At 69.4% G+C, this 25,609-nt stretch carries 33 protein-coding genes; 9 read left to right on the top strand and 24 right to left on the bottom strand.

Going from position 1 to position 25,609, the window contains the following annotated elements:
- The first annotated feature begins 68 nt into the window (after nucleotides 1–68).
- Entirely contained in the window at nucleotides 69–2,051 is a 1,983-nt protein-coding gene (locus BLQ50_RS12375; RefSeq protein ID WP_139185816.1) for an HNH endonuclease signature motif containing protein, read from the top strand.
- A gap of 76 nt (nucleotides 2,052–2,127) precedes the next feature.
- Here BLQ50_RS12375 and BLQ50_RS12370 read toward each other — a convergent pair whose 3' ends face one another.
- Genes BLQ50_RS12370 through BLQ50_RS12355 form a run of 4 tightly spaced genes read right to left on the bottom strand, consistent with a single transcriptional unit; the run spans nucleotide 2,128 to nucleotide 4,365 of the window.
- Nucleotides 2,128–2,343 (bottom strand): helix-turn-helix domain-containing protein, encoded by a 216-nt coding sequence (locus BLQ50_RS12370; protein WP_093184085.1) that lies wholly within the window; start codon nucleotides 2,341–2,343, stop codon nucleotides 2,128–2,130.
- A complete protein-coding gene (locus BLQ50_RS12365; protein WP_093184083.1) occupies nucleotides 2,343–2,819 on the bottom strand; it encodes a DUF2975 domain-containing protein in 477 nt (158 codons plus the stop codon). The genes BLQ50_RS12370 and BLQ50_RS12365 overlap by 1 nt, the downstream gene beginning before the upstream one ends.
- Nucleotides 2,820–2,878: 59 nt before the next feature.
- Nucleotides 2,879–3,682, bottom strand: coding sequence for a polyphosphate polymerase domain-containing protein (locus BLQ50_RS12360; protein WP_245701171.1), 804 nt, complete (start codon nucleotides 3,680–3,682; stop codon nucleotides 2,879–2,881).
- Nucleotides 3,679–4,365 carry a DUF4956 domain-containing protein gene (locus BLQ50_RS12355; RefSeq protein WP_093184081.1) on the bottom strand — a complete coding sequence of 229 codons (687 nt, stop codon included), beginning with the start codon at nucleotides 4,363–4,365 and terminating at the stop codon, nucleotides 3,679–3,681. The genes BLQ50_RS12360 and BLQ50_RS12355 overlap by 4 nt, the downstream gene beginning before the upstream one ends.
- 241 nt (nucleotides 4,366–4,606) lie before the next feature.
- On the opposite strand from BLQ50_RS12355, the gene BLQ50_RS12350 reads away from it, so the two are divergent.
- The 3 genes from BLQ50_RS12350 (at nucleotide 4,607) to BLQ50_RS12340 (ending at nucleotide 8,690) form a co-directional block, all read left to right on the top strand.
- Nucleotides 4,607–6,058, top strand: coding sequence for a CotH kinase family protein (locus tag BLQ50_RS12350; protein WP_093184080.1), 1,452 nt, complete (start codon nucleotides 4,607–4,609; stop codon nucleotides 6,056–6,058).
- Between the two features lie 73 nt (nucleotides 6,059–6,131).
- Nucleotides 6,132–7,652 (top strand): malate dehydrogenase (quinone), encoded by a 1,521-nt coding sequence (gene mqo, locus BLQ50_RS12345; RefSeq protein ID WP_093184078.1) that lies wholly within the window; start codon nucleotides 6,132–6,134, stop codon nucleotides 7,650–7,652.
- Nucleotides 7,653–7,673: 21 nt separating this feature from the next.
- Entirely contained in the window at nucleotides 7,674–8,690 is a 1,017-nt protein-coding gene (locus BLQ50_RS12340; RefSeq protein ID WP_093184077.1) for an aldo/keto reductase, read from the top strand.
- A 6-nt stretch (nucleotides 8,691–8,696) separates the two neighbouring features.
- Here BLQ50_RS12340 and BLQ50_RS12335 read toward each other — a convergent pair whose 3' ends face one another.
- The 10 genes from BLQ50_RS12335 to idi form a co-directional block, all read right to left on the bottom strand.
- On the bottom strand, nucleotides 8,697–9,212 hold the full coding sequence (locus BLQ50_RS12335) for a flavodoxin domain-containing protein (protein ID WP_093184075.1): 516 nt from the start codon (nucleotides 9,210–9,212) through the stop codon (nucleotides 8,697–8,699).
- A gap of 94 nt (nucleotides 9,213–9,306) precedes the next feature.
- Nucleotides 9,307–9,915 carry a thymidine kinase gene (locus BLQ50_RS12330; RefSeq protein ID WP_093184074.1) on the bottom strand — a complete coding sequence of 203 codons (609 nt, stop codon included), beginning with the start codon at nucleotides 9,913–9,915 and terminating at the stop codon, nucleotides 9,307–9,309.
- A gap of 88 nt (nucleotides 9,916–10,003) precedes the next feature.
- Nucleotides 10,004–10,624, bottom strand: coding sequence for a trimeric intracellular cation channel family protein (locus BLQ50_RS12325; RefSeq protein ID WP_093184072.1), 621 nt, complete (start codon nucleotides 10,622–10,624; stop codon nucleotides 10,004–10,006).
- Between the two features lie 9 nt (nucleotides 10,625–10,633).
- Nucleotides 10,634–11,542, bottom strand: coding sequence for a prenyltransferase (locus BLQ50_RS12320; protein WP_093184070.1), 909 nt, complete (start codon nucleotides 11,540–11,542; stop codon nucleotides 10,634–10,636).
- Complete coding sequence (locus BLQ50_RS12315) at nucleotides 11,539–11,871, bottom strand: lycopene cyclase domain-containing protein (RefSeq protein WP_093184068.1); 333 nt, start codon at nucleotides 11,869–11,871, stop codon at nucleotides 11,539–11,541. The genes BLQ50_RS12320 and BLQ50_RS12315 overlap by 4 nt, the downstream gene beginning before the upstream one ends.
- The gene (locus tag BLQ50_RS12310; RefSeq protein WP_093184067.1) at nucleotides 11,868–12,212 is read right to left on the bottom strand and encodes a lycopene cyclase domain-containing protein; all 345 of its coding nucleotides are present in this window, start codon (nucleotides 12,210–12,212) and stop codon (nucleotides 11,868–11,870) included. The genes BLQ50_RS12315 and BLQ50_RS12310 overlap by 4 nt, the downstream gene beginning before the upstream one ends.
- Complete coding sequence (gene crtI, locus BLQ50_RS12305; RefSeq protein WP_093184065.1) at nucleotides 12,209–13,789, bottom strand: phytoene desaturase family protein; 1,581 nt, start codon at nucleotides 13,787–13,789, stop codon at nucleotides 12,209–12,211. The genes BLQ50_RS12310 and crtI overlap by 4 nt, the downstream gene beginning before the upstream one ends.
- A complete protein-coding gene (locus BLQ50_RS12300) occupies nucleotides 13,786–14,661 on the bottom strand; it encodes a phytoene/squalene synthase family protein (protein WP_093184063.1) in 876 nt (291 codons plus the stop codon). The genes crtI and BLQ50_RS12300 overlap by 4 nt, the downstream gene beginning before the upstream one ends.
- Nucleotides 14,658–15,770: a polyprenyl synthetase family protein gene (locus BLQ50_RS12295; protein ID WP_093184062.1), complete on the bottom strand. Its 1,113-nt coding sequence runs from the start codon at nucleotides 15,768–15,770 to the stop codon at nucleotides 14,658–14,660. The genes BLQ50_RS12300 and BLQ50_RS12295 overlap by 4 nt, the downstream gene beginning before the upstream one ends.
- Nucleotides 15,767–16,318 carry an isopentenyl-diphosphate Delta-isomerase gene (idi, locus tag BLQ50_RS12290; protein WP_093184060.1) on the bottom strand — a complete coding sequence of 184 codons (552 nt, stop codon included), beginning with the start codon at nucleotides 16,316–16,318 and terminating at the stop codon, nucleotides 15,767–15,769. The genes BLQ50_RS12295 and idi overlap by 4 nt, the downstream gene beginning before the upstream one ends.
- 75 nt (nucleotides 16,319–16,393) lie before the next feature.
- On the opposite strand from idi, the gene BLQ50_RS12285 reads away from it, so the two are divergent.
- Together BLQ50_RS12285 and BLQ50_RS12280 are read left to right on the top strand one after the other, a co-directional pair.
- Nucleotides 16,394–16,915, top strand: a complete 522-nt coding sequence (locus BLQ50_RS12285) for a MarR family winged helix-turn-helix transcriptional regulator (RefSeq protein WP_093184058.1) — start codon at nucleotides 16,394–16,396, stop codon at nucleotides 16,913–16,915.
- 60 nt (nucleotides 16,916–16,975) lie between these two features.
- Entirely contained in the window at nucleotides 16,976–17,578 is a 603-nt protein-coding gene (locus BLQ50_RS12280; RefSeq protein WP_093184057.1) for a TMEM175 family protein, read from the top strand.
- A 34-nt stretch (nucleotides 17,579–17,612) separates the two neighbouring features.
- Here the strand turns inward: BLQ50_RS12280 and BLQ50_RS12275 are convergent, their stop codons facing one another.
- From BLQ50_RS12275 to BLQ50_RS12265, 3 genes are all read right to left on the bottom strand, one after another.
- Nucleotides 17,613–18,254, bottom strand: a complete 642-nt coding sequence (locus tag BLQ50_RS12275) for a CYTH domain-containing protein (RefSeq protein WP_093184055.1) — start codon at nucleotides 18,252–18,254, stop codon at nucleotides 17,613–17,615.
- A gap of 111 nt (nucleotides 18,255–18,365) precedes the next feature.
- Nucleotides 18,366–19,085 carry a hypothetical protein gene (locus BLQ50_RS12270; protein ID WP_093184054.1) on the bottom strand — a complete coding sequence of 240 codons (720 nt, stop codon included), beginning with the start codon at nucleotides 19,083–19,085 and terminating at the stop codon, nucleotides 18,366–18,368.
- Nucleotides 19,082–19,468, bottom strand: a complete 387-nt coding sequence (locus BLQ50_RS12265; RefSeq protein WP_093184052.1) for a PadR family transcriptional regulator — start codon at nucleotides 19,466–19,468, stop codon at nucleotides 19,082–19,084. The genes BLQ50_RS12270 and BLQ50_RS12265 overlap by 4 nt, the downstream gene beginning before the upstream one ends.
- 97 nt (nucleotides 19,469–19,565) lie before the next feature.
- On the opposite strand from BLQ50_RS12265, the gene BLQ50_RS12260 reads away from it, so the two are divergent.
- On the top strand, nucleotides 19,566–20,012 hold the full coding sequence (locus BLQ50_RS12260) for a pilus assembly protein CpaE (RefSeq protein WP_093184051.1): 447 nt from the start codon (nucleotides 19,566–19,568) through the stop codon (nucleotides 20,010–20,012).
- Between the two features lie 21 nt (nucleotides 20,013–20,033).
- On the top strand, nucleotides 20,034–20,660 hold the full coding sequence (locus BLQ50_RS12255) for an alpha/beta hydrolase (RefSeq protein WP_093184049.1): 627 nt from the start codon (nucleotides 20,034–20,036) through the stop codon (nucleotides 20,658–20,660).
- A 6-nt stretch (nucleotides 20,661–20,666) separates the two neighbouring features.
- Here BLQ50_RS12255 and BLQ50_RS12250 read toward each other — a convergent pair whose 3' ends face one another.
- The 3 genes from BLQ50_RS12250 to BLQ50_RS12240 form a co-directional block, all read right to left on the bottom strand.
- Nucleotides 20,667–21,071 (bottom strand): DUF1304 domain-containing protein, encoded by a 405-nt coding sequence (locus tag BLQ50_RS12250; protein ID WP_093184047.1) that lies wholly within the window; start codon nucleotides 21,069–21,071, stop codon nucleotides 20,667–20,669.
- Between the two features lie 79 nt (nucleotides 21,072–21,150).
- Nucleotides 21,151–22,176: an adenosine deaminase gene (add, locus tag BLQ50_RS12245; RefSeq protein ID WP_217629167.1), complete on the bottom strand. Its 1,026-nt coding sequence runs from the start codon at nucleotides 22,174–22,176 to the stop codon at nucleotides 21,151–21,153.
- 32 nt (nucleotides 22,177–22,208) lie between these two features.
- Nucleotides 22,209–22,655: a YchJ family protein gene (locus BLQ50_RS12240; RefSeq protein ID WP_245701170.1), complete on the bottom strand. Its 447-nt coding sequence runs from the start codon at nucleotides 22,653–22,655 to the stop codon at nucleotides 22,209–22,211.
- Nucleotides 22,656–22,729: 74 nt separating this feature from the next.
- Here BLQ50_RS12240 and BLQ50_RS12235 point away from each other — a divergent pair, with 74 nt between their 5' ends.
- Nucleotides 22,730–23,731, top strand: a complete 1,002-nt coding sequence (locus tag BLQ50_RS12235; protein ID WP_093184045.1) for a LacI family DNA-binding transcriptional regulator — start codon at nucleotides 22,730–22,732, stop codon at nucleotides 23,729–23,731.
- Between the two features lie 70 nt (nucleotides 23,732–23,801).
- Here BLQ50_RS12235 and BLQ50_RS12230 read toward each other — a convergent pair whose 3' ends face one another.
- The 4 genes from BLQ50_RS12230 to BLQ50_RS12215 form a co-directional block, all read right to left on the bottom strand.
- Nucleotides 23,802–24,095 carry an SHOCT domain-containing protein gene (locus BLQ50_RS12230; RefSeq protein WP_093184044.1) on the bottom strand — a complete coding sequence of 98 codons (294 nt, stop codon included), beginning with the start codon at nucleotides 24,093–24,095 and terminating at the stop codon, nucleotides 23,802–23,804.
- A 15-nt stretch (nucleotides 24,096–24,110) separates the two neighbouring features.
- Nucleotides 24,111–24,560, bottom strand: coding sequence for a DUF6325 family protein (locus BLQ50_RS12225; protein WP_093184042.1), 450 nt, complete (start codon nucleotides 24,558–24,560; stop codon nucleotides 24,111–24,113).
- A gap of 72 nt (nucleotides 24,561–24,632) precedes the next feature.
- Nucleotides 24,633–25,040, bottom strand: a complete 408-nt coding sequence (locus tag BLQ50_RS12220) for a phage holin family protein (protein ID WP_093184041.1) — start codon at nucleotides 25,038–25,040, stop codon at nucleotides 24,633–24,635.
- Nucleotides 25,041–25,119: 79 nt separating this feature from the next.
- Nucleotides 25,120–25,494 (bottom strand): zinc ribbon domain-containing protein YjdM, encoded by a 375-nt coding sequence (locus BLQ50_RS12215; RefSeq protein ID WP_093184039.1) that lies wholly within the window; start codon nucleotides 25,492–25,494, stop codon nucleotides 25,120–25,122.
- Nucleotides 25,495–25,609: the final 115 nt, after the last annotated feature.

The raw sequence follows: 25,609 nt of genomic DNA, 5'->3' as shown, positions 1-25,609 counted from the left end.
TGGGGTCAATGAATTTATTGTCTCGCGGCCCCGCACCTACCCCTGAGCGCATTGAATGCGCTCCCGGCGTGTGGGCCGATGTGGCGGCCGGTCCGGTGACCACGCTGGTCGAGGACCACGTCGAGGCGGCGTTCGAGCACCTGATCCGTTCGGGCTGGCCGGCCGCGCCGGAGGATGCGGCCTCGGAGGAATCGGTCTCGGAGGTGCCTGCGTCGGGCAAGCTGGCATCCGGTAAGGGCGCGTCGCGCGAGGAGGTCTGCGCGTGCGCGGTCCCCGCAGACGACGGTCTGTGCATGGGTCCTGCGGATTCCGTGGGCGTTCCTTCCTCACCGGACCCGGCCTTCTCGGTTCCTTCGCCTACCGATTCTCGGCTCGTTGCTGATGGCCGTGTCGATGATGAACCCGTCGACGCGGTCGACGGCGAGCTTGACGCTCCCACCCTCGCCGACCTGGACGTGGTCCCGGACAGCCTGTTCGGGCAGCTGGATCTGATGGAGTCCCTGGTCGAGGCAATGACGTCGGTGGACCTGACGGCGCTGCCGGGGCCGGTGGCTGCGGAGATGTCGAGGCGGGTCCATGACGCGGTGGGCCGGTTGGAAGCAGTGCGGTTGGGGTGCGTGGGGCGGGTGGAGGCCGACGGGTGCTGGCGGGCGGACACGATGCACTCTTTCGGGTCATGGCTGGCGAAGGTTGAAGGGTTGTCGAGGTCGTTGGCGGCCCGGACGGTCGCGGCGGCGGTTGCGGTGCGCGATCACCTGCCCGCCACAGGTGCCGCGGCCCGGGCCGGGTTGATCACCGGTGAGCACGTGGCCACGATGGTCAAAACCACCACGACCGAGCCCCTGCGCGTGGCGCTGGCCAGTTCGGTGACCAGTGACACCCCCGGACCGGGCGATGCAGCTGACCTGGGTGAGGCGGCTGGCCTGGGCCAGGTGCCTGGATCGGGTGGCACGCCGGGGCGGGTGTGCACGGGTGAGGAGATGCTCCTGGGCCACGCCGGGGTGTGGGGGTTCCCTCAGTTCAACCGGATCGTCAAAGAGTTCACGGTCGTCGCCGACCCAGCCGCGCAGGACAAGGCGTTCAAGGACGCCGACGAGCGGGAGTTCCTGCAGATCTCTCCGACTCTGGGTGGGATGCAGATCAGCGGGTTCGTCACCACCGAGCACGGCCAGACCGTCAACGCCGCGCTCCGGGCTGTCGCCGGTGTCCCTGCCGCCGATGACCTGCGTCCGGCGGACCTGCGTAAGGCCGGTTCCCTCATCGACCTGGCCCACCTGGTCCTGGACGGCGGGATCGCCGGCAAAGGCGCCAACGTCCGCCCCCACCTGTCGGTCATGATCACGTGGGAGGAGTTCAAGCGGCTCTACGACCACTCGACCGGCGACCACGCAAGCGACGGTGAGGCCGGCGACAAGAGCAGTGTCGTGAACGGCACGTCGACGTGCTCGGGGCGCCCTGGGACTGCGGCCGCGGCCCCCGCCGAGACCATCGGCCCCGCGCAGGAGCAGTCCCTCGCCGAAGCGATCGCCGCGTCCCAGGCCAGTGGCCACTGGGGCCCGGGTCCTGTGGTCACCCCGACGTGGACCCCGCAGACCCTCGAAGCGCGCCTGCGCGCCGGGTACGCGACCTGGGAAGACGGCACCGGCCCCATCCCCGACGCGGTCCTGAGACGCATCGCCTGCGACGGGGAAGTGACCCGGATCATCTTCGGACCCGACTCCCAGATCCTCAACATCTCCCGCACGAAACGCACCTTCACCAAAGAGCATCGCCGCGCCATCGTCGCCCGCGACCGACACTGCGTCTGGCCCGACTGCGACGCCCCACCCCACGTCTGCGAGATCCACCACGCCATCCGCCACTGGGCCGACGGAGGGGAGACCACGCCGTCCAACGGCGCACTGCTGTGCCGTCACCACCACCACCGCGTCGACGGCGACAACATCGCCATGACCCACGACGGAGTTGGCTGGCACTTCAGCGCCCCAGGCAGCTACCAGGCCGGCACCTACCGACCGGGCAGCGACCAGCCGGGCACCCAAGCCGCCTGAATCGGCTACGGCCGATTCGCCGGACCGGCACCGACCAGCACCGCGACGACGCACCACGCCCGACGGCAGATCCGGCCTACTCCTGGGAGTCCGGAATCCACCGCAGAACATCGCCCGGCTGGCACTCGAGCACTCGACAGATCGCGTCGAGAGTTGAGAAGCGGACGGCTTTCGCGCGGTTGTTCTTCAGGACCGAGACGTTTGCCTGCGTGATGCCGACGGCTTCGGCGAAGTCGCTCACTGACATCTTCCGTCGGGCGAGCATGACGTCTAGGTCGACGATGATGGGCACTAGATCACCTCGGCGAGTTCGCTTCGGTCGGCGATCGCGGCCCGGAGCAGCCCGCGCATCACAATCATGAGGAGAGCAAGCGCGGTACCGACGGCGACGCAGGCGGCGAGCCCGAGGAAGTCACCTGGTCCTCCGATCTGCACGATGAAGATCAGGTGCACCATGACGACGGCCGACAGGACCGCCACAACCCCCGCGCACACGATGATGGCGTCCACCCACGCCAACGCACGCGCACTGAAGATCTGGCCCCTATCGACCATCGACAGCAGCCCCCAGACCGCGGCTAATGCCACCTGGACGCACGCGATGGCCAAGATCGCCGCCACGGAGTATGGGACGACAAGGTGCGCAACCTCGGGAGACTCCCGCCCCGTGGTGACCGCTTGAACCGGCACGAGCACCTGAGCCAACAGCGCTCCGAGGACAAGGACGAGGAGCGTCGCGCGGAGCAACACGGTGACCATTCGATTCATGCATCGATTATCGATGCACAGTGATCGAATATCAATAGGTCACGGCAAGCTCCACACGATCAGCCAAAGTGCCGGACCAGGGTGCGGTGCCACTTGTTGGAGGGGAGCTCGGCGTCGAGGGCCGCCAGCCCCACGCAGTACTTGCTGATCTGGTCAGGGCGGTGACCGCGGGACCAGAGCCAGCGGTCGATGGCCGTCGGAGCTCCCGGCGACTTCGACTCGAGCAGTACCTGATCGTCCAGCGCGACGGACGCGTCGTCGTCGGGCGTGGTGCAGCGCAGCGTCGTGTCGCAGGTCAGGCGGGTGCCGGCGGCGGCGTCCACGAAGGTCGTCCGGTCGTACATGGTGACGAGCGTCGGGCTGAGCGAGCGGACCAGGCCCTCCGCGTCCGGCAGGGCCTCGTGGAGGACGTCGGCGACAAAGGCCCGCGCCTGGGGGGTGATGGTCTCGGCGTCGCCGAGACCGTAGGGCAGGCGCTCCTTGACCGTCTCCCCGCGTCCACCCTTGACCTTGACCTCGAAGACACAGTCTCCCGCGTCGGTGTAGGTGCGGGTGCGGACCTTGAACCTGCGCCTGCGGCCGTGCGCTGCGCCCCGGTAGGAGACCAGGTCCGGGGTGTCGAAGTACACCGACTCGTAGCCGAAGCGGCGGCGTCCGGCGATCTCGAGCACGCCCAGGTCCGGGTGCGCTTCGAGCAGCTCGGCGAAGAGATGGCCCGGGACGACGTACTTACGGTCCACGCGGGTCTGCAGGTCGGCACGTTCCTGGATCTCGTCCAGGGTCACCGGGGTGAAGCCCGCCACGAGGGCGTCCGTCCCCTGCACCGTCGGCATGCCCGACGTCGCAGCGAGCCCCGCCGTCACGACCGCACCCCCGCGGACACCTCACGCTGTGAGACAGGCGCGACCTGCTCGGAACGAGCGAAACGCTGGGCCAGATCCGGTGCCGCGGCGACCACCTTGCCGACAGCCCCCCGGCCAGCCCGGCCGGTCGCGGTCCCGGCGGCGTCGACCTCGTACCGCACGTCCACCCGCTGCAGGTCCCGCACCAGGTCGATCTCCTGGACGATGACGTTGCGCACCCGCCCGCCGAGGAGGTCCTCCAGGCGAGCGGTCAGCTCCGCCTCGTTCGCGTAGACCGCGTCCAGCGTGACGACCTGGCGGCGGTAGCGGGCGTGCAGCGGGTTGGAGTCGACGAGGAACATGACCAGGACGAGCGCGGCGCTGAAGACCGGTGCGACCCACACGGGATCGGGCTGCAGCCCGGCGATGAGGCCGAGGGCGAGCGCGGCGAAGTAGTACGCGACCTCCTCTTGGGCGAGTTCGGAGGACCTCAGGCGGATGATCGAGAGCACACCGAAGAGCCCCAGTCCGAGCCCGGCGCCGACGGTCGAGGTGGCGAGCACGGTCGTGACGGCGAGCACCCCGACGTTGAGTCCGATGTAGGCCAGCAGCATCTCGCGGCGACGGTGGCGCCGGAAGTACACGGCGTAGGTCAGGACCAGGATGGCGGCGAGGTCGAACGCGACGATCCACAAGTTCGGCATGGGTGCTCCTCAGTACGGCTAGATCAGATGCCCTATGTCTAGAGCGTGCGGCTATGCCTTCGCTGTGAATGGCTTAAGAACCGGCGGAGAACGCCAGGCGAACATCACATGGATGCCCGGTGACGGGCCGCGCGGACGCGGCGCGCGCGGGTCACAGCGCATCCACAGGCTCGCCACACCTGGTCTCAAGGCGCGAAGGGTGTCCTGAAGCCTGCCCATCCCCTACCCGTGAAGGATCACCATGACTCCCCCACGCAATCCCGACGCCGGCCAGGACCTGGGCGGACCCGCCCGGCTCCCGCGCCCTTGGTTCCGCGTCACAGCCACCATCCTCGGGGCCTCGCTCGCCTTCGGGTCACTCGCGGCCTGCGCCAAGGACGCGACGAGCGCGGCGACGACGGGCACGGGGACCTCCTCGACGGGGAAGTGGGGCGACTCCTCCGTCCGCACCGCGGCTGCCTCCGAGGGGACCGTCTGGGACTCCTCCACGGTCCACACCATCTCCGTCGAGGTCGACGAAGACGAGTACGCGGCCATGCTCGAGACCTTCGTCAGCAGCGACGAGAAGGACTGGATCACCGCGACCGTGACGATCGACGGGCAGAAGTTCTCGAACGTCGGGCTACGCCTCAAGGGCAACTCTTCGCTCCGGTCGGTCAGCACGACCGACTCCGAACCGCAGGACCTGCCGTGGCTCATCCGCCTCGACAAGTTCACCGACGGCCAGGACCTCGACGGCTCGACCGACTTCGTCGTGCGCTCCTCGAGCACCCAGACCTCGCTCAACGAGGCGGTCGCCCTCGAGCTGCTCGACCGCGCGAGCCTGGCCACCCAGGAGGCGATCGCCACGCGATTCTCGGTCAACGGCAGCGCCGAGACCTTGCGTCTGACGATCGAGAACCCCGACGACGCGTGGGATGCCGCGGAGTTTGGGACCGACGGAATCTTGTACAAGGCCGAGGCCGACGGCGACTACAGCTACCGCGGCGACGACCCCGAGTCCTATGTCGACGTCTTCGACCAAGAGACAGGCGAGGACAACCTCGAGCCGTTGATCGAGTTCCTGCAGTTCATCAGCGAGTCCGACGACGCGACCTTCGCCGCCGAGCTTTCCGACCACCTCGACGTCGACGCCTTCGCGACGTACCTCGCGATGCAGGACCTCGTTGACAACTTCGATGACATCGACGGCCCCGGGAACAACTCCTACCTGCGCTATGACACCAAGACCGGCGCCTTCACGGTCGTCAACTGGGACCTCAACCTCGCGTTCGGGCAGATGCCGACGGGGATGGGCGGCGGGGCGGGCGGCGGAATGGGCATGGGCGAGGGCGGCCCCGGCGGGGCAGGGGGCGAGCGCCCCGAGCTGCCCGACGGCGTCGAGCTCCCCGGGGGCAACCTGCCCGAGGGCATGGAGCCGCCTACCGGTGAGCGTCCGGGAGGGGCCGGCGGTCCGGGCGGCGCCATGGGCAGAAGCAACATCCTCGCCACCCGTTTCCTCGCGGACGCGGACTTCAAGGCGCTCTACAACCAGGCGGTCACCGACCTCACGGCTTCCCTCTATACGAGCGGCGACGCCGACAAGATCGTCTCGACCTGGGCGAACGTGCTCACCGACCAGGCGAGCGACCTCGTCGACGCGGCCACGATCGAGAGCGAGGCGGCTTCCCTGCGCGCCGCCTTCTCCACGTAGGACCTCGTAGGACCTTCGGTCCTTTCGCCCCGGAGCGGCTCGTGATATTAGTCACTCCGGGGTAAGTCAGGGGATGAATAGTCCTACCATCGGAAGCGTGGCAGAACGCGAATCACACCTCAGCAAGCCAGTCGATGTCGTCCTCGTAGGCGGCGGCATCATGAGCGCGACCCTCGGATCGATCATCCGACTGCTTGAGCCCACCTGGACCGTGCGGATCTACGAGCGGCTCGACGCCGTCGCGCAGGAGAGCTCGAACGCCTGGAACAACGCCGGGACCGGTCACGCAGCGCTGTGCGAGCTCAACTACACGCCGCAGAAGCCCGACGGCAGCATCGACATCTCCAAGGCCGTCGCGATCAACGAGCAGTTCCAGGTCTCTCGCGAGTTCTGGCAGCACCTGGTCACCGCCGACCTGCTGCCCGAGCCGGAGGGCTTCATCTCCTCCACCCCGCACATGACCTTCGTGCGCGGAGCCGACAACGTCGACTACCTGCGCCGCCGCCACGCCGCGCTCGTCGCGCACCCGCTGTTCAGCGACCTCGAGTTCTCGACCGACCCGGCCGTGATCGGCGAGTGGGCACCGCTGCTGCTGGCCGAGCGCTCGGGCGACGAGCCGATCGCCGCCACCCGCGCGACCACCGGCACCGACGTCGACTTCGGCTCACTGACCCGCAAGCTCACCGACTACCTCGTGTCCTCCGGCGCCGAACTGCACCTGCAGCACGAGGTCCGCTCGCTCAAGCAGCGCCGCGACGGCACCTGGCGCCTCAAGGTCGCCGACAAGAGCTGGAACGCGTCCGAGCCCAGCCACGTCGTCGACGCCCGCTTCGTCTTCATCGGCGCCGGCGGCGGCGCCCTGGCGCTGCTGCAGAAGGCCCGCATCCCCGAGATCAAGGGCTACGGCGGCTTCCCGATCAGCGGCCAGTTCCTCAAGACCTCCAACCCCGAGATCGTCGCCCAGCACCAAGCGAAGGTCTACGGCAAGGCCGACGTCGGCTCCCCGCCGATGTCCGTCCCGCACCTGGACACCCGCGTGGTCGACGGCGAGACCTCGCTGCTCTTCGGCCCGTACGCGGGCTTCACCACGAAGTTCCTCAAGCAGGGCTCCCTGCTCGACCTCTTCCGGTCCATCCGCCCGTCGAACATCGTCACGATGCTCACCGTGGCCAAGGACAACTGGGGCCTCACCCGCTACCTCATGAGCGAGGTCACCAAGTCCTCGTGGACGAAGTTCCGCACGCTGCGCGAGTTCATGCCGACCGCGGACCCTAAGGACTGGGAGCTCATCACCGCAGGCCAGCGCGTCCAGGTGATGAAGAGCCACCCGGTCAAGGGCGGCGTCCTGGAGTTCGGAACCGAGCTTGTGACCTCGGCCGACGGGACCATCGCGGGCCTCCTCGGCGCTTCCCCGGGTGCCTCGACCGCGGTCCCGGCCATGGTCGACCTGCTCGAGCGCTGCTTCCCCGAGCGCTTCACCGGCTGGCGCCGTGAGCTCGCGACGATGATGCCGAGCCTGAGCAGCGGCGAGTGGGACACCGACGCGGAGTTCGCCCAGCTCCAGGCCGACGACGCCGAGGTCCACAGCGCCTGAACCAGCCCCTAGGCTGGGTCTATGAACCCCCGCAGCGCCGCCCGTCTCCCCTTCGCCCTCTCCCCCGTCAGCCTCGGCTGCTGGCAGCTCGGAGGTGACTGGGGCGACGTCACCGAGGACAGCGCCCACGCCGTCCTGGCCGCCGCCCTCGATGCCGGCGTCACCTTCCTCGACACCGCCGACGTCTACGGCGACGGGCGCAGCGAGCGTCTCATCGGCGCTTTCCTCGCCGGTCGCTCCGACCTGCCGGGCGACCTCCGCGTCGCCACGAAGATGGGCCGCCGCGCCGACCCGCATGAGGCGGCCGCGTACACCCTCGACGCGTTCCGGGCCTGGACGGACCGGTCTCGGGAGAACATCGGCGTGGACACCCTCGACCTCGTCCAGCTGCACTGCCCGCCGACCGCGGTCTTCTCCGCAGACACGACCTACGACGCCCTGGACACTCTGGTCGCCGAGGGTCGGATCGGCTCCTACGGGGTGTCGGTGGAGACCTGCGAGGAGGCGCTGACGGCGATCGCCCGGCCGGGCGTGGCCAGCGTACAGATCATCCTCAACGCCTTCCGCCAAAAGCCCCTCGAGGAAGTGCTCCCGGCCGCGGTCGAGGCCGGCGTCGCCATCATCGCGCGCGTGCCGCTGGCCAGCGGGCTGCTGTCCGGCAAGTACGACGAGCACACGACCTTCGCCGCCAACGATCACCGGACCTTCAACCGGAACGGTGAGTCCTTCGACGTCGGCGAGACGTTCGCAGGGGTGCCCTTCGACGTCGGCGTCGCCGCGGCCCGCGAGATCTCAGCCCTGGTGGGCGACGGCGCGCTCGACCGCGACGGGTCGCAGGTGACCACGTCTCAGCTCGCGCTGCGCTGGATCCTCGACCAGACGGGGGTGACCACGGTCATCCCCGGTGCGCGCAATGCCGCCCAGGCCCGGTCGAACGCGGCCGCGGCGGACCTGCCCCCGTTGACTGCGGAGCAGAGCGCACGGTTCGCCGAGATCTACGACTCTGCCGTGCGCCCGCACGTGCACGCGCGGTGGTGACCGGTTCTACACCGTGACGGTCTGGGCCGTCGCGGTGAGCTCCTCGGCGATGGACCGGGCCCACCCGCGGACCTCGTCCCAGTCCCGGTAGTCGCCGTCCTGCACTCGTAGGGCGAGGACGACCGAGCGTTCGCCCAGCCGGAGGCCGCTCTTGTCGACCCGACCGGCGAACACCTTGTGCTCGCTGGCCCCGGTGAACCTGATCTGCTCGTCGACGTCGATCTCGGCGTCGGCGGGCTTGAGCGGTTCGCCGACCGGGCCGGTCGAGAAGAGCCATACGGGACGGCCCTCGACGCGGGAGCTGAGGTCCTGGGCGAAGACCGAGGCAGCCATCATCCACTTGCCGAAGTACACGGCGCTGCCCAGCACGATCGCCTCGGAGTCGTCGAGGTCGAGGATGCTCGCGGTCGCCATGTCATGAAGCTGGGGCTCGTGCCCCTGAGCAGTGAGCTCGGCTGCGATCACCTCGCCGATCTCCTGCGTCGAGCCGTGCTTGCTCGCGACCGCCACACTGACCTTCATGGTTCCTCCTCCTCGGACGACTCCCCGATGAGTCGCTCCTCCCAGGATCGACCGTCAGAGGCGTCAGGAGGCGGGACCTAAGGCCCGGCGCCTGCTATCGCGCGAGCACTCCGCCGCTCTCGCGCAGGTAGCAGGCCGCGCAGAGCGACTCGTAGCTCACCTGCATGCCGTCGATCGCGACCTGGTCACCGTCGAAGACGAAGACGCCGCCCACGGACCGGGCGTTGAAGATCGCCTTGCGTCCGCAGCGGCAGATCGTCTTGAGCTCTTCGAGGCTGTGGGCGATCTCGAGCAACCGGCGGCTGCCGGGAAAGGCAGCCGTGAGGAAGTCTGTGCGGATGCCGTAGCAGATGACCGGGATCTGATCGAGGGTCGCGACCCGCAGCAGGTCGTTGACCTGCTGCGCGGAGAGGAACTGGGACTCGTCGATCAGCACACAGCTCACGTCGCGCCCGGTCCGCAGCTGGATCTCGTCGCGCTGGCGCTGGATGAGCAGGTAGACGTCGGCCTGCTCGCCGATCATGACGTCGACCCCGCGGTCGACGCCGAGGCGCGAATGGATCGCGCGCCCCGCCTTCGTGTCGATCCCCGGCTTCGCGAGGAGCACCTGGTGCCCACGCTCTTCATAGTTGTAGGCGGCCTGCAGCAGAGCCGTGCTCTTGCCGCTGTTCATCGCCCCGTACCGGAAATACAGCTTCGCCATGGGTCCATTGTCCTTGATCCGAAGGGCGGGCCCGGACGCTACTGCACGTCCAGGCGCGGCCATCAGCCGGAGATCCGGTCCAGGAGGTTCACAATCGCGGCCGCGGTGCGTTGAGGTCATAGCGCACCCCGATCATCCGGATGGTGAAGCACATCACCGCGGCGACAACCGTCCATGGCAGCGGATGCAGCCCGGCGGAGAAGACGATCGCCGTGATCCCGGCCGCCACGAGGGCCGGGATCAGGTAGAGCCCGCTGTACAGGATCGCCGGGATCTCCCGGAGCAAGACGTCACGCAGCGTTCCGCCACCGACTGCGGTGACGCCGCCCAGGATGATCGACTGCGCCACCCCCAACCCGGCCTCAAGACCCTTGAGCGTCCCGGTGACGGCGAAGAGGCTCAGGCCTGCGGCGTCGAGCACGTTGATCGGCCGGGCGAGGCGTTCCAGGCGCTTGCTGAGCAGGAAGGCGATGAAGGCGCCGAGGGCCGCGACGGCGAGATAGCGCCAGTCCCTGAACGTCGCCGGAGGCAGGTCGTCGAGAAAGATGTCGCGGATGAACCCGCCGCCCAGGGCGGTGATCGTGCCGAGGGTGATGACGCCCACGATGTCCAGCCGCGCAGTCCGGATCGCGGTCATCGCGCCGTTGACCGCAAAGGCCAGCACGCCGACGAGGTCGAGGACGACGAGCGCGGTCGTGGCAGGAGGCATGGCCTAGGTCTACCGGAGTGCGATCCAGATGAGCAACTGGGTGATGAGAAACCCGCTGACGATGTTGAGCCAGAGGAACCGGCGCCAGCCGGCGTTGGAGCGTTCGCAGTCCGCGTCGACGAGCGAGCGGTAGCCCGCGATGTTGACGAGGTAGACGAGCGGGATGACCGCCGCGAGCGCGCCGGGCCAGCCTGCGCCGAGCATGAGCAGGGCCGAGGCGAGATAGCAAGCTATCGCGAAGCGCACGGTCCGGGCCGCCCCGAAGGCAGTCGCGATCGAGGCGATCCCACCCGACCGGTCGGCCACGATGTCCTGGACGGCGCCGAAGGCCTGGGAGGCGACCCCCCAGAGGAAGAACGCCGCGAGCGTCACCCAGACCGCTGCGCTCGGGCTCGCTCCGGCGTAGGCGAGCCCGACGACGGCCGGGCTGACGAAGTGCGTGCTCGACGTGAGGGAGTCGAGGACCGGGCGTTCCTTGAAGCGCAGGCCGGGAGCGGAGTAGGCGATGACCGCGGCGACGCTGACGGCCAGCGACGCCAGACAGGCGAGCGGGTTCACATCAACCGATGTCAGCGCCACGACGACGGCGAAGACGAGGAAGGGCAGCGCGGCGAGCACGGCCGACCACAGGGTGAGCCGGTGCAGGCCGCGGTCGAGCACCACCCCCTCCACCCCGCCCTTGCGCGGGTTGCGCAGGTCGGACTCGTAGTCGAAGACGTCGTTGATGCCATACATGAGGAGGTTGTAGGGCACGAGGAAGAACACCGTCAGGACGATGAACGTCGCCCCCACCTGGCCGCCGCTCATGAGGTAGGCGGCTGCGAAGGGGTAGGCGGTGTTGATCCAGCTGATCGGCCGCGAGGAGGCGAGAACCGCGGCGACGGGGTGGGCTGGGGGCACCGGGAGGGTCTGAGTCATCGCTGCCTCTCAAGCTCGGTGCGGGCGTGCGCCCTCGTGCCCAACCAGGCCCACACCGCTGGCAGCAATAGGGCGGCGGCCAGGGGCCAGGCGAGATCTTCGACGGGGGCGAGCCACAGGGTCACTCCGGTGAGCTTGTCCTCGTCGAAGCGGAAGAGGTCCGCGGCGATCATGATCGAGTCGAAGACGACGGTCAGCACCGTGAGCACGACCCAGGCAAGCGCCACCTGGAGCCACCACCGTGCGCCCACCCGGGCGCGGACGGCGAGGATCCCCGCGGCGATCGCGACGACACCGAGCATGACGAGGTTGAGCTGGCCGTAGCTCATGGCGCGTCCTCACTGTCCGCTGGATGCACGGCGTCGAGCAGGCGCCCGGCGAGCATAACGAGCACCATCGTCAGGTGGCACAGGAACGTGATGAACACGAGCTCCTCGAGCGGGAAGTCGGGGGTCAGCTCGATCCCGGTCATTCCCGAGCTCTCCCCCCGTTCGAAGGACCCGGTGAGGATCCCCGCCGCGTCCCACACGAGGAACAGCGCGATGCCCACTGCCATGACGATGACCGCACGACGGCGGTCCGCCCACCAGAAGACCCGCCACCGGTAGTCAACGGCGACCATGCAGGCGAAGGACACGGCCAGCGCACCGAGGTACTCCCAGCCGGTCACAGCGGCTCCGCCAGCGCCGTGGTCGTCGTGTCCGAGCGCAGCCGCTTGACCACAAGCTCGGCGCTGATGAGGCACATGGGCAGGCCGATCCCCGGGATCGTGCTGCTCCCCGCGTAAAGCAGACCGTCCACCCGCGCCGAGGCGTTGCGTCCGCGCAGGAAGGCGCTCTGGCGCAGGGTGTGCGCGGGGCCGAGCGCTCCCCCGGACCAGGCGTTGACGTCGACCACGAAGTCACCCGGGCCGACGGTGCGGCGCACGACGACGCGCTCGGCCAGGTCAGGGACGGCGGCCCACGCAGCGACCTGCGCGATCGCGGCGTCGGCGACCTTCTCGACGTCGGGGTCACCGGATCCGTCGGTGCCGCCGCGCCCGATCGCTGGGTCCGCGGGCACGGGGACGAGGACAAAGAGGTTCTCCGACCCCGCGGGCGCGACGCCCGGGTCGGTCTGGGAGGGCTTGCACACGTAGATCGAGGCCGGGTCGGGCACGTGGGGGGCGTCACCGAAGATCGCGTCGAAGTTCCCCTGCCAGTCGGTCGCAAAGAACAGCGAGTGGTGGGCGAGCTCAGGCAGCGCGCCCTCGACGCCCAGCTCGACGAGGACAGCGCCGGGGCCCGGATCCCGGCGGTCCCACCAACGCTGCGGGTAGGTCTGGAGCGCCTCAGGCAGCAGGACGGTCTCGGTGTGGTGCAGGTCAGCCGCGGACACGACGACGTCCGCGTCGATGGTCTGGCCCCACCCGTCCGCCCCACGCACGACGACGCCGCGCACCACCGCGCGCGGGCGGCGACCTCGGCGGCGACCGGTCACCGGCTCGGTGCGGATCTGGGTCACCGTCGTGTCGGTGCGGATGGTCACCCCCTCGGCGCGGGCGAGCCGCTCGATCGCGGCGATGATCGTCGTGAAGCCGCCCTGGGGGTAGAGCACGCCGTCGGCCAGGTCGAGGTGGCTCATGAGGTGGTACATGCTCGGCGCGCGGTCCGGGGAGGACCCGAGGAACACCGCCGGATAGCCGAGCACCTGACGCAGCGTGGGGTGGGAGAAGGACCGCGCGACGAAGCTGTCGAGCGGGCGCAGCAGGAGCGACACGAGCCGGCCCGCGTGCCGCAGCACGTCGGCGCGCAGGAGGGTGGTCATCGACTGGAACGTGGAGTAGAGGAATCGCTCCTTGGCGAGGTCGTAGGTTGACCTCGCCGACGCGAGGTAGGTGCGGAGCCTCTCCCCCGCCCCCTCCTCGACGCCCTCGAAGATCGCGACGTTCCGCTCCAGGTCGGCGGCGATGTCGAGCGGGGCGCCGCCGTCCTCGACGAACACCCGGTACCCGGGGTCGAGGAGGGTGAGGTCGAGCTCGGCCGCGGCGCTCGTCCCCAGGAGCCGGAAGAAGTGGTCGAAGACCTCGGGCATGAGGTACCACGACGGGCCGGTGTCGAAGCGGAAGCCGTCCCGTTCCCAGGACCCCGCGCGGCCGCCGAGCGCGGCGTTCTTCTCGACGAGTTCGACCCGGTGACCGTCCCGCGCGAGCAGCGCGGCCGTGGCGAGCCCCGCGATGCCGCCGCCGATGACGACGACGCGGCTCACGGGCGTCCGCCGGTCGCGAGGGCGCGGGCGAGGATGCGCGCCTTGACCGGGCCAGGGACGCGCACCCGCGTCCGGACCAGCTCCTCGGCGGGCGTCGCGGCGATGCGAGCGGTGAGCTCGGCGAAGAGCCCGTGCGCGGCGGCGACGGCGGTGCGGCTGTTGGTGGGCAGCAGCGCCAGCGCGTCGCCGGCCGCGACGAGATCCACTCGGATGTCGTCGACAAGCAGGTCACGCTCGCCGTCGGTCAGCCGGGCGGAGTCGATCCCGGGGAAGTACGAGCGTCCCAGGGCGATGTGGTCCGTGGCCAGGTCCCGGAGGAAGTTGATCTTCTGGAAGGCGGCACCTAGGCGCCGGGCACCCGGTGCGAGCTTGTCGTAGTCCTCGCGCCCATCGGCTCCGAGGAAGACCTGCAGGCAGGCCAGCCCGACCACCTCGGCCGAGCCGTAGATGTACGTGGCCAGCGATGCTGGTGTGTGTACCGAGGTCGACAGGTCCATCCGCATGGAGGCGAAGAACGCCGTCATGAGATCCGGGCGCAGTGCGAAGCGCCGGGCGGTGAGCGCGTAGGCGTGCACGACGAGGTTCGTGCTGTAGCCGGTGATGACGGCGTCGGCGGTCTCCCGTTCGAGCTCGTCGAGCAGCACACGTCCGCGGCCGGGATCGTCAGCGCTCACTGGGCCGTCGACGATCTCGTCCGCGAGCCGCACGAGCGCATAGATGTTGCGGACATGCCCACGGACCGGTCGCCCGAGCAACCGGCACGCCCACCCGAAGGACGTCGAGTACCCGCGGATGACGGCGGCCGCGCTCGCCTGGGCGACCGCGTCGTAGCGCGCGTCGCTCAGCGACGTCCGCAGCGGAGCCGCGGTCATGCTGACCTCCACGGCAGCGAGCGGGTCATCGACTCGAGCCAGGCGAGCGCCTCCGGCGGCAGGTCGATCTCGGCGGCCAGGTCCCGAGCCGAGGCGAGATGCTCGGCTGCGAGGGCTTCGATGAAGCCCCGCGATCCGGATGCTTCAAGGGCCCAGCGGACGTCGTGCAGCTGGTCGTAGGTGAGGCCCGGCGCGCCGAGGTGGCGCTCGACGCGCGGCCACTGCTCGGTGCCGCGAGCGTGGGCCACGAGCGGGGTGACCTTGCCTTCGCGCAGGTCGGTAAGCACGCTCTTGCCGGTCACCTGCTCGTCCCCGAACACGCCGTCGAGGTCGTCGTGCAGCTGGAAGGCGATGCCCACGAGGCGGCCGACACGGCTCAGCCCCTCGACCGTGCGGCGGTCGGCCCCGGCGAGCAGGGCTCCCGCCTGGAGCGGGAGCTCGAAAGAGTACACAGCGGTCTTGTTCGCGGCCATGATGACGACCTCGGCCAGGGTCGCCTCGACCGGGCCGAGCGAGAACCGCACGTCTGAGAGCTCACCGGCCGCAGTCGCGTAGATCGCGTGGTCGAAGAGGCCCAGCAGGTCCTCGCGGATGCTCGGCGCCGCCGCGCTCGAGGCGACAAGGCGGTGGGCGCCGGAGAGGGCGAGGTCGCCGGCGAGGATGCCCGCTGCCGCGCCGAGGGTGGCCGCCCTGGCGTCGTCGCCGCCCGCTGACCGCAGGCCGTGCGCGAAGGTCCCCGAGACGTTGAGGCGCCCCCGGCGCACGTCGTCGTGGTCGATGACGTCGTCGTGCACGACGAAGGCGGTGTGCAGGAGCTCGACGGCCGCCGCCACCGTGCAGGCGAGGCGGTCGTCGGTCCCACCGAGGTGGCGGTGGATGCCCGTGAGCAGCGTGGGACGGAAGCGTTTGCCGCCCTGAGATGCCTGGTGCAGGCTGCGCCAGAGCTCGGTGTAGTCGGAGCCGTAGGGTCGCGACCGGTCGAGGGCCGAGCGGAAGAAGTCTTCGAGGACCGCCTCGACGGTGGTGGGTACGGTCGTGGTCGTCGCGGAGCCGGGTCGCCGGGTGAGCCGCTCCCGCGGGTGCAGCTGGGGTTGGGTCTGACTGCTCATGACGGACGCCTCGTGAGGTCGATCCGGCCGAGCTGCTCGAGCTGGAGGACCATCCACGGGCTGAAGGCCCACGGCGTCGCGGTGATCGAGCGTCCGAGGTCCTCCATGTCGACCCAGGCCAGGTCCATGACCTCATCGGGGTTGGGCACCGGGTCCTCGTCCGTCGTGGCGAGAAGCACCGGGCAGATCTCGTTCTCCACGATGCCGGAGGCGTCGACCGCTCGGTAGCGGAAGTCCGGCAGGGCGATCTCAAGCTCGCCGACCGCGAGACCGAGCTCGTGGCGCGCGTGCCGCGCAACGGCGTCGGGCAGGGACTCCCCGCTGCGGGGGTGACCGCAGAAGGAGTTGGTCCAGACTCCCGGCCAGGTGCGCTTGGTGAGCGCGCGGCGGGTGACGAGGACCTCTCCGTGCCCGCGGAGCAGGTAGCAGGAGAAGGCGAGGTGCAGCGGGGTGGATGTGGAGTGCACGGTCCCGCGCGGAGCCGTGCCGATCGGAGCCCCGTCGTCGTCGAGGAGCACGACGTGGTCAGGGTCGGAGATGGGTGGCATCGAGGACCTCCTGGTGGCCGGGTGAACACTCACCGCAAGATTGCTAGTTTGGCTAGTTAATAGTCAAGGTAGCATATGGCTGTGGATGAGACCTCAGCAACGGGCGAGCAGCATGGCTACTGGTATGACGACCATGACCCGGTCGTCGCGATCCTGCACGCGGTGAGGAAGTTCCGGCGCAGCGACCAGGACATGCGCCGCAGGATGAGCGCCGACATGGACATGAACGAGTCAGACATGCAGGCGCTGCAGATCGTCATCGCGGCCGAGTCGAGCCACCAGCTCGTCACTCCACGCGACCTGAGCGCCGCGCTGGCCATCTCGACCGCCTCGACGACCAAGCTGCTCGACCGGCTCACCGCCTCTGGGCACCTGGAGCGCCACCCGCACCCCACGGACCGGCGCGCCCTCGTCATCACCGCGACCGACCACGCCCACAACGAGATCCGGGACCGCCTCGAACGCATGCACGCGGCCATGCGCGAGATCGCCGCGGGCGTCCCGGAGCCCTCACGTCGCGACGTCGCAGACTTCCTCGTCCGGATGTCGGCGCACCTCGACTCCGAGGGTGGACGGCCGCTGACCCCGCGCCCATAGCGCCACCTCCCCGCGCCCGACCTGGCGCCACTCCCTAGAGTGGGGAACCAGGGAGGCGCCATGGCGAAATCTCGCACGCCCCGCGGTCTTGACCGGCTCGTGAACTTCACCGACGCGTCGGTCGCCATCGCCATCACCCTGCTCGTCCTGCCGCTCGTCGACCTCGTCGCAGACGGCAAGGACCGCTCTGTCCGCGAACTGCTCGACGACGGGCAGGGAACCTTCCTCGCCTTTGCGATCAGTTTCGTCGTCATCGCGAACTTCTGGACGGGTCACCACCGGGTGTTCGAGCACCTGCGGGACTACTCGCCGACGATGCTGCGGATCAACTTCCTCTGGTTGGCGAGCATCGTCTTCATCCCGTTCACCACGCAGCTGCTCGCTGACGTCGGCACCGACGACCCGGCCGTGAACGCCCTCTACATCGGGACGATGATCGTGACGACCGCCAGTCTGGCCCTCATCGAGGTGCTCGCCGTCCGCAGCCCGGATCTCCAGCGACCGGAGGTGCGCGGCCAGATCGACGCCCGGGGCGCGGGCATCGCGATCGCGGTGCTGCTTGTCGCCCTCGTGCTCAGCATCGTCGTCCCGGACGTCGGGATGTTCTGGCTCTTCCTGCTGTTCCTGTCCGGGCCGCTGACCAAGGCGCTGCGCTCTCGCTAGCCCAGCCGGTCGGGTACGCGGCACAGCCGACCGGCTAGGGAGCCTCGGTACCCATCGTGTTGTGCCCGAAGCCCTGAAGGAAGCGGGGCCCCTGCACCGCGAGTTCGGTCGCATAGTCCGCGGCCCAGGTGCCGTAGGGGTTCTGGGAGAGGGACTCGTTGGAGAACCGGCGGTCCTCGGTCACCTCGGTCACGCAGAAGTTGGGGATCGTCAGGTCCGTCACCGGGCCACCGCGCTCGCACTCGGCGATGATCAGCGGCCGGTTGCTCCCGCCGAAGACGTCGACGACCCAGCCGTCGCCGTCGAGCCACATCGCGTAGCGGTTCTTGATGATGCGCGCCCCGCCGAGGCGGATCATGTCGAGGCCGACGCTGACGTCGATCTCGCGCTCGGCCTCGTAGCGGGTGCCGCCGTTCATGGGGCCCTTGATCGTCACGGCGCAGAACTCGAACTCCGAGGCGTAGTCGGACATGATCGCCAGGTCGTCCTCGGTCCCGTCCAGGGGCAGCAGCACCGTGCTCGACTGCACGCGCAGGCGCATGGCGTATCCCTGGGCAGCGAGGTAGTAGCTCTGGATGATGAGCATCGGGTCGGGCTCGGTGAGCGCGGCCGGGGGGAGCTGATCGACGAAGAAGCGCCGTTCGAACTCGAAGTCACCGTAACCGCAGTCACTCACCGTAGATCGTCCCTTCAGGTCGCCAGTCGAGGTCGCCACTGCCTGCAACCTACCATTTTCCGCGGTTGTCACGGTGGCGGCAAGGGGTGCGGGAAGCAAGCCGCCGCGTCACTACGGCACAAGCCACCGGACCGCGCACAGAACGACTCCGACCGCCGGGACGAACCACTGCAGCGCGGCAGCCGACCCCCTCCGCGAGGGCGGCGGCTGATCCTCGGCCAGCGGCTCGACGATGGCGTCGTCATCGACCCCGGGGGGCCATCGGACCAGCGAGGGCAGCACGAGCAGTGCGGCGCCGATCAGCGCCGCCGGAAGCGTGGGAACAGTGACGCTGAACACCGAGGGGATCAGTCCGACGAGAACCAGGAGCCCGGTGAGCACGGCGAACGAGAAACCCACCGTGAGGACCGAGCCCTGCGCGACGAAGCGCAGCACCGCTTCGCTCCTGGCCACGAGCACGACGACGAGCACGGTGAGCACGAGCACCAGGACGACATCCACCCCGGTGAACGTCACCTCGCCGCTCTTCCGCACGGCCGGGACGACATTGAGGAGGGACATGAGTCCGACCACCTGCGCGAGAGTCCGCAGAACCAGCCACCGGACGTATCGCGCGTTCAGCATCCCCGACTCACCGCCCCGCGAGATGACGACCGACCTCGCGTAGGCGACCGGCTCACCGAACGCCTCGTCGACCAGGACGCCCGCATCAAGACAGTGGGACTCCACCTGGGCCAGCTCGTCGCCGATCTGCTTGCCGTCCGCGCCCCGCAGGCGCAGCTCGATGACGAAGGCGTCCCGCCACTTCTTCGTCAGGCTGGATGTGGTCATGAGGGGCTCTCTTCTGGGTTGGTGTGGGATGTGACGCTGTGGCTTTCGACGAAGGATCGCGTGATGGCAGTGAACGCGTGCCACTGGGCGGACTGCCGGGCGAGCTCTGCCACCCCGGCGGGGGTGAGCGCGAAGTACTTGCGCCCCGGTCCCCCGTCGCCGGCCCTCCACTCGACGGTGACCAGCCCCGCCTCCTCGAACCGTCCGAGCAAGGGGTAGAGCGTCCCACCTTTGATGGTTCCGAGCCCCCCGTCGGCGAGCGCCGCGGCGATCGCGTAGCCGTAGGTCGGTCCCGCCTCGAGGATGCCGAGCACGCAGACTCCCAGCACCCCGCGCAGCCACTCACCCGGCCAGACCTGTTCGCTCACGCCGTGTTCAGTCATGACTAGATAGTACGTCTAACTAGACAGGCTGTCTATCTACCGGCCGCCGCGGATGCCCCCACATGCGCACAGACCACCATCCCCCGACACTGGTGTGATGATCTCCCACGACCTTGCACGCTCACTTGCCCTCTCCGGGCTCCTCTGGCACCCGGCAGCCGGGGACCAGTTCTCCATCCAGGCCGAAGAGCTCGAGGCCGCGGTCTTCACAGTCAGCGAGCTGACGATCGAGGTGCACACCTACCCCGACGAGACGATCCTGCGGTTCAACGGCACAACCGAGTGGGCGCTCGACTCGGTCAGCATCGACCAGACGCTGTGGCTGCCGTCAGAGGAACAGCTGCGCGCCCTCCTCTCGGGCACCTTCCGCGCGCTGCGCAGGCTCGACTCCGGCCGTCCGGCCGACGCCTGGGCTCGCGAGGAGTGGCGATACACCGTCGAGATCCTCCTCGGCGACACACCCCGGGAGTTCACGGACGCCGAGCCCGCGAACGCCTATGCCCAGGCCCTCCTCGCGCTCATCACCGCGTCGGCCGAGGTCTGAGCCGCATCGTAAGGTTCTGGGATGACCACACTCTCCGCAGACGCCGCCATCTGGTCCGGCGATCCCCGATCCGAGACTCCCCTGCTGCTCCTCATGCACGGCTACGGCTCGCACGAGTCCGACCTGCTGGGCCTCACGCCGCACCTGCCCGCGGAGCTAGCCACCGTCTCCGTCCGGGCGCCGCTGCCCGCCGGCATGGGCTACGCCTGGGTGCCGATCGCCGACCCCGGCCGGCCCGACCCGGCCGCGACCCAGGACGCCGCCGACGCGATCCTCGCCTGGCTCGACGACGCCGTCCCGGCCTCGACCCCGGTCGCCCTGCTCGGTTTCTCCCAGGGCGGCCTCATGGTCACCCACCTCCTGCGCAGCCGCCCCGAGCGGTTCTTCGCAGGCGTGGTGCTCTCCGGGTTCACCGCGGATGACGTCGTCGCCGGCGACGACGCGCTCGCGGCGATCGCCCCACCGGTCTTCTTCGGCCGCGGCGACCGCGACCAGATCATCTCCGAGGCCACCTTCGCCCGCACGAGCGACTGGCTCCCCCGGCACACCACGACCACGGAGGTCGTCTACCCGGGCCTGGGGCACGGCATCACCAGCGAGGAGATCGAGGATGTGGCCGCGTTCCTGCGCGCCCACCTACCGGGCTGACCCGCCTCAGCCCAGCAGCAGCGCCGTCACGACCGCGAGCAACGGCAGGACTCCCTGGACCGCCGCGGCCCGTGCCATGGCCGAGTTCCGAGTGATGAGCACGAGGGCCGCGGCCGCCATGCAGGCGGTCGAGAAGACCATGATCGCGGCGCCCGCGGTCTGCGTCGGACCGCTCGCGACGAGGCCGACGACCGCGCCGCCGATCGCTCCGGCCGCCAGGAACAGGTTGTACCAGCCCTGGTTGTAGGCCAGCTCCCGGGTGGCCAGGGCCTCTGCCTCGGATCCGACGCCGAAGGTCGCCCGGGTCCGGGCCGAGGTCCAGGTCAGGCTCTCCATGACAAAGATGTAGACGTGGATCAGCCCCGCGAGGACCGCAAAGACGGCGGCGACGACGGGAACGGTCTCGACCATGATGGGCCTCTCGGGAGTTGGCGTTCACAGGCGGTGACGTGCGATCCCATGGTGGCACGCACGTCACCGCCCGCGACTGCTAGACGAAGTCGGCGACGTACGCGTCGATCTCCTCGAGGTAGGCCGCCTTGTCCTCGTCGGTGATCCAGCTTGCCTCGAAGGAGTTCTTCGCGAGCGTCACGACCTCCGCGGAGGACAGGCCCGCGTGCTCCGCGAGCGCCATGTAGTTCGCCGCGACGTAGCCACCGAAGTACGCCGGGTCGTCGGAGTTGATGGTCACCTTGACCCCGGCGCGCAGCAGCTCGACGATCTCCGTCGACTTCATGTCCGAGGTGACGAAGCTGTTGGAGACGGGGCAGCAGGTCAGGCCGAGCCCGCGGGCACGGACCAGCTCGACGAGCTCGGGGTTCTCCACGATGTTCGTCCCGTGGTCGATCCGGTCCACGCCGATGTCCTCGATCACCTGACGGATGTTCTCGATGCTCCCGACCTGGTCGATGTCGCAGTGCATCGTCAGCAGGTAGCCGAGCTCGCGCGCACGGGCGAAGACCGCGGCGAACTTCGCCGGCGGGTTGTCCCGCTCGTCGGAGTCCAGCCCCACCCCGAGGATGAGGTCCTTGAAGGGCGCGGACGCCTCGAGGGTCGCGGCCGCGCTCTCAGCGGAGTGATCGCGCAGGAAGCACAGGATGAGCTCGGCGTCGACGCCGAAGTCCGCCGCCTCGGCAGCCGCGCGGTGGTAGCCGCCCACCACGTCGGCGAAGGGCACCCCGCGCACGGTGTGCGCCTGGGGGTCGAAGAACATCTCGACGTGACGCACACCGTCGGCTGCGGCGCGCAGCAGGTAGGCGTGAGCGAGGTCGTAGAAGTCCTGCTCGGTGACCAGGACGTCCATCGCCGGGTAGTACACAGCGAGGAAGCTCGCGAGGGAGTCGAACTGGTAGCTCGCCTCGACCTCTTCGACGGTCGACTGCGGGATCTCGATCCCGTTGCGCTGGGCGAGGGTCAGCTTGAGGTCGGGCTCGAGGGTGCCCTCGAGGTGCAGGTGAAGCTCCGCCTTGGGCAGGCCGGCGATGAACTCACGGGTGGGGGAAGACGGCAGCGCCACGGTCAGACACCTTTCGATCGGAAGGCTCCAATCTAGCCCGTGCGCTGGACAGACATGCCCGGCACGACGTCGCCGTCGAGGTAGCTCCAGCGACCCTCGTCCCGCACAAATCGGCTGTTCTCGCTCTGCGCGCCGCGGTCGCCGTCGTGGGTGAAGTGCGCCCGGAAGGCCACCGTGCCCGTCGCGTCGTCGGGCCCACCGGCGGTGTGGGACAGGATCCGCAGCCGGGTCCATGTCGTCCCCGGGTCGAGCTCGAGGTCCCCCGGTCGGGTCGAGGGGTGCCAGGTCCCCAGGAGGTAGTCGGTGCGCCCGAGCGCGAACGCGGCGAACCTTGAGCGCATGAGCGCCTCCGCGGTGGGCGCGCCTGCGCCCCGCTCGCCGGAGGGGTCGTGGAAGGCATGATGGAAGACGCCGCAGCAGGCGTCGTAGGTCGCGCCCGATCCGCAGGGGCAGGCGGGCAGGGGCGTGGATGCGGTCACCCCTCCATTCTCGCCTCTCGGAGCGGCGCCCCGGCCCGTGGATAATGGAGCCATTCTCAGCGAGAGGCAGGCCCATGCGCGCCACGGTGAAAGATGTCGCCCAGCACGCCGGGGTCTCACCCAAGACGGTGTCGAACGTGATCAACGGTGGCATCTTCGTGCGCCCGGAGACCCGCGCGCGCGTCGAGAAGGCCCTCGACGAGCTGGCCTACGTGCCCAACCTCAGCGCCCGCGCCCTGCGCAACGGCCGCTCCGGGGTGATCGCCCTGGCCCTGCCGGACCTCGCGACCGCGTACTCCGCCGAACTCGCCCACAACTTCGTCGAGGTGGCCCACGAGCAGGGCTGGGCGGTGCAGATCGAGGAGACCGGGACGCAGACCACGCGTGAGTGGAACCTGCTCTCCCGCGCCCGGGCGCACCTGGTCGACGGTCTTGTCCTCAACCCGGTGGACCTGGCCGAGAGCGCCATCGCAGACTCCGGTCCGCTCCCCCCGGTCGTGCTGATCGGCGAGGTCGAGCAGGACCGCGTGGACCAGGTGTGGGTCGACTCGGTCGCCGCCGCCCGGGACATGACCGCGCACCTGCTGAGCCTGGGCCGGCGCCGGATCGCCGTCGTCGGCTCACCGGACCAGGTGATCCGGTCCACCGCGCGGCTGCGCCTGGAGGGGTACCACCAGGGGCTGCACGACGCCGGCATCACGGCGGACCCCGAGCTCGAGGTCCGCTGCGACAGCTGGTCGCCCGACGGCGGCGCGGATGCCGTGCGTGGCTACCTCGCCACCCACGACCTGCCCGATGCCTTCTTCTGCTTCACCGACTCGTTGGCCTTCGGCACGCTCAGCGCGCTCTGGTCGCTCGGGCACACCGTGCCGCGAGACACCGTCGTGGCCGGCTTCGACGACGTCGCCGACGGCCGCCACTCCATCCCCCCGCTGACCACGGTCTCCTTCGACAAGCGGGCCTTCGCCGAGACGGCGCTGCGGATGCTCGTCGAGCGGATGAACGCCCCCGACGCGCCCGTGCGCCGCGCGACGATCGACCACACGATCCTCGTCCGGGCGAGCACGTCCGGGTAGCCCCCGCACACGACGACGGGCCCGACGCCGAAGCGCCGGACCCTTGGGTCATGCCGAGCTGAGCGGTGGCTCAGGCCGCGAGAAGCTTGGCCTTCTGGCCCTCGAACTCCTCGTCGGAGAGCACGCCGAGGTCGCGCAGCTCGCCGAGCTGCTTGAGCTGGGCGATCATCGCGTCCATGTCCTTGGCCGGCGCCGGAGCGGCGACCGGGGCGGGGGCTGCGGCAACCGGCGCGGGGGCTGCGTGGACGGGTGCGGGCTGAACGGGCGCGGCCTGGGCCTGGCGTCCGGCGCGCTGACGCTCCTGGACCCGGCCGTGCACCGAGCTGGCAACTGCGACGCGGCCAGCAGTCCTGAAAAGTCCCATGTCTGTTTCCGTCCTCTACAGTTCGTCGGCGGCGTCGAGCGCGGCCAGGATGTCGTCAGGCTCGATGTGAGCCTCGGTCAGGATGGTGGCACCGGCGGTGCTCCAGGCAGCGAGCACACCGAGCAGCGACAGCTCCTCGTAGACGAGGATCGCGGCCAGGCTGCCGTTCTCGATCTCGGCGCCCACGGCGTCGATGTCACCGGAGTCGAGCAGACCCGAGGACACCGCGGCGAAAGAAGCCAGGTCGATCCCGTCGACCGTACCCAGCTCGGCGATCTCGACCGCGGTCACCGTGCCGTCGGCGGCCTTGCTCACGAACTCCAGGTCGAGGATCTTGATCCGGCCGTTGTCGACCAGTTCGGCGAGCTGACGGAAGCCCTCAGCGATGATCTGACCGCCCGGGAACTCGACGGCGACGAGCTCGATCGGGCCGAGCTCTTCATCAAAGACGTCATGCGTGGTCATGAATATCCGTTCGTGTGGCGGGGTGGGTTGAGAACGTGGGCGTGCAGGTACGCCGCAGGAGTCGCTGCGGTCTCAGATCGGAGGGATCTGGGTGGGCTTGCGCTTGGCGTCGATCTTCTTGCGGATGAAGATCATCGGCAGGAACAAGGTCGCCAGGGCGGTCACGAGCCAGACGATCAGCGTCGCCAGGATCCAGGTCTGCACCCCGGTGATCTCCAGCCCGTCGCTGACGAGGGAGGCGATGAGAAGCGCGACGTAGGTCGAGACCAGCCCGATTCCGCCGAGGAAGGCCGGGGCGTTGCGGGCGGTCATCTTCGCGATGAACGGCGACAGCACGCTCTGTGCGACGGCGAAGATCACCACGGCGACCGTGAAGCCGGTCGCGTTCACCGTGACGTCGTCCAAGATCCACGAGGCGACGAGCAGCCCGAGGGCCGCTGAGACGAGGAAGATCACTGCTCGGATCAGAAAGCGCACCATGCCCCAGATACTAGACCTCACCTGGGCACTTGCCACTGGATATCCGCGCCCGGCCCGGGCGAGTTGTGCGACGGGGTCGCTAGACCTTCTTCACGACGGACGACTTGAGCTGCATAGGCCCGAAGCCGTCGACCTTGCAGTCGATGTCGTGGTCACCCACACCGTCGACCAGGCGGATGTTGCGGACCTTCGTGCCCACCTTGATCGCCGTCGCGCTGCCCTTGACCTTGAGGTCTTTGATCACCGTGACTGTGTCACCATCGGCGAGGACGTTGCCCACCGCGTCCTTGATGACCCGCGCGCCGCCCTCGGCGTCCGCGTCTTCAGACGCGGCGGCGGACCACTCGTGCGCGCACTCGGGGCACACCAGGAGGGCGCCCATCTCGTAGGTGTACTCGCTCGAGCACTGCGGGCACGGGGGCAACGGGATCAGGTCGTCAGTCACGGGCTTCATCGTAGTCGAGGGCGCGTCGGACCTGGTGGGACGGCCGGTTGGGTAGTTCTCCCCGGGTTGTTCACCCCATGGCCCGGGCCACCCGATGACGCCTATCGTGACGATGTCCTTCGAC

The sequence above is a fragment of the Sanguibacter gelidistatuariae genome (assembly GCF_900096585.1).
Taxonomy (GTDB): domain Bacteria; phylum Actinomycetota; class Actinomycetes; order Actinomycetales; family Cellulomonadaceae; genus Sanguibacter; species Sanguibacter gelidistatuariae.
The sequence above is the reverse complement of the archived record's forward strand: the minus strand, read 5'-3'. Positions and strand labels throughout refer to the sequence as shown.

Coding starts and splice junctions, on each gene's coding strand:
- BLQ50_RS12340 (WP_093184077.1), top strand. CDS start 7,674: ATGAACCCCCGCAGCGCCGCCCGTCTCCCCTTCGCCCTCTCCCCCGTC.
- BLQ50_RS12315 (WP_093184068.1), bottom strand. CDS start 11,871: ATGAGCTACGGCCAGCTCAACCTCGTCATGCTCGGTGTCGTCGCGATC.
- BLQ50_RS12285 (WP_093184058.1), top strand. CDS start 16,394: ATGGCTGTGGATGAGACCTCAGCAACGGGCGAGCAGCATGGCTACTGG.
- BLQ50_RS12235 (WP_093184045.1), top strand. CDS start 22,730: ATGCGCGCCACGGTGAAAGATGTCGCCCAGCACGCCGGGGTCTCACCC.
- BLQ50_RS12265 (WP_093184052.1), bottom strand. CDS start 19,468: ATGACTGAACACGGCGTGAGCGAACAGGTCTGGCCGGGTGAGTGGCTG.
- BLQ50_RS12255 (WP_093184049.1), top strand. CDS start 20,034: ATGACCACACTCTCCGCAGACGCCGCCATCTGGTCCGGCGATCCCCGA.
- BLQ50_RS12260 (WP_093184051.1), top strand. CDS start 19,566: ATGATCTCCCACGACCTTGCACGCTCACTTGCCCTCTCCGGGCTCCTC.
- BLQ50_RS12225 (WP_093184042.1), bottom strand. CDS start 24,560: ATGACCACGCATGACGTCTTTGATGAAGAGCTCGGCCCGATCGAGCTC.
- BLQ50_RS12295 (WP_093184062.1), bottom strand. CDS start 15,770: ATGAGCAGTCAGACCCAACCCCAGCTGCACCCGCGGGAGCGGCTCACC.
- BLQ50_RS12220 (WP_093184041.1), bottom strand. CDS start 25,040: ATGGTGCGCTTTCTGATCCGAGCAGTGATCTTCCTCGTCTCAGCGGCC.
- BLQ50_RS12270 (WP_093184054.1), bottom strand. CDS start 19,085: ATGACCACATCCAGCCTGACGAAGAAGTGGCGGGACGCCTTCGTCATC.
- BLQ50_RS12230 (WP_093184044.1), bottom strand. CDS start 24,095: ATGGGACTTTTCAGGACTGCTGGCCGCGTCGCAGTTGCCAGCTCGGTG.
- BLQ50_RS12325 (WP_093184072.1), bottom strand. CDS start 10,624: ATGCCTCCTGCCACGACCGCGCTCGTCGTCCTCGACCTCGTCGGCGTG.
- mqo (WP_093184078.1), top strand. CDS start 6,132: ATGAATAGTCCTACCATCGGAAGCGTGGCAGAACGCGAATCACACCTC.
- BLQ50_RS12335 (WP_093184075.1), bottom strand. CDS start 9,212: ATGAAGGTCAGTGTGGCGGTCGCGAGCAAGCACGGCTCGACGCAGGAG.
- BLQ50_RS12215 (WP_093184039.1), bottom strand. CDS start 25,494: ATGAAGCCCGTGACTGACGACCTGATCCCGTTGCCCCCGTGCCCGCAG.
- BLQ50_RS12365 (WP_093184083.1), bottom strand. CDS start 2,819: ATGAATCGAATGGTCACCGTGTTGCTCCGCGCGACGCTCCTCGTCCTT.
- BLQ50_RS12320 (WP_093184070.1), bottom strand. CDS start 11,542: ATGACTCAGACCCTCCCGGTGCCCCCAGCCCACCCCGTCGCCGCGGTT.
- BLQ50_RS12350 (WP_093184080.1), top strand. CDS start 4,607: ATGACTCCCCCACGCAATCCCGACGCCGGCCAGGACCTGGGCGGACCC.
- BLQ50_RS12300 (WP_093184063.1), bottom strand. CDS start 14,661: ATGACCGCGGCTCCGCTGCGGACGTCGCTGAGCGACGCGCGCTACGAC.
- BLQ50_RS12330 (WP_093184074.1), bottom strand. CDS start 9,915: ATGGCGAAGCTGTATTTCCGGTACGGGGCGATGAACAGCGGCAAGAGC.
- idi (WP_093184060.1), bottom strand. CDS start 16,318: ATGCCACCCATCTCCGACCCTGACCACGTCGTGCTCCTCGACGACGAC.
- BLQ50_RS12280 (WP_093184057.1), top strand. CDS start 16,976: ATGGCGAAATCTCGCACGCCCCGCGGTCTTGACCGGCTCGTGAACTTC.
- BLQ50_RS12250 (WP_093184047.1), bottom strand. CDS start 21,071: ATGGTCGAGACCGTTCCCGTCGTCGCCGCCGTCTTTGCGGTCCTCGCG.
- BLQ50_RS12355 (WP_093184081.1), bottom strand. CDS start 4,365: ATGCCGAACTTGTGGATCGTCGCGTTCGACCTCGCCGCCATCCTGGTC.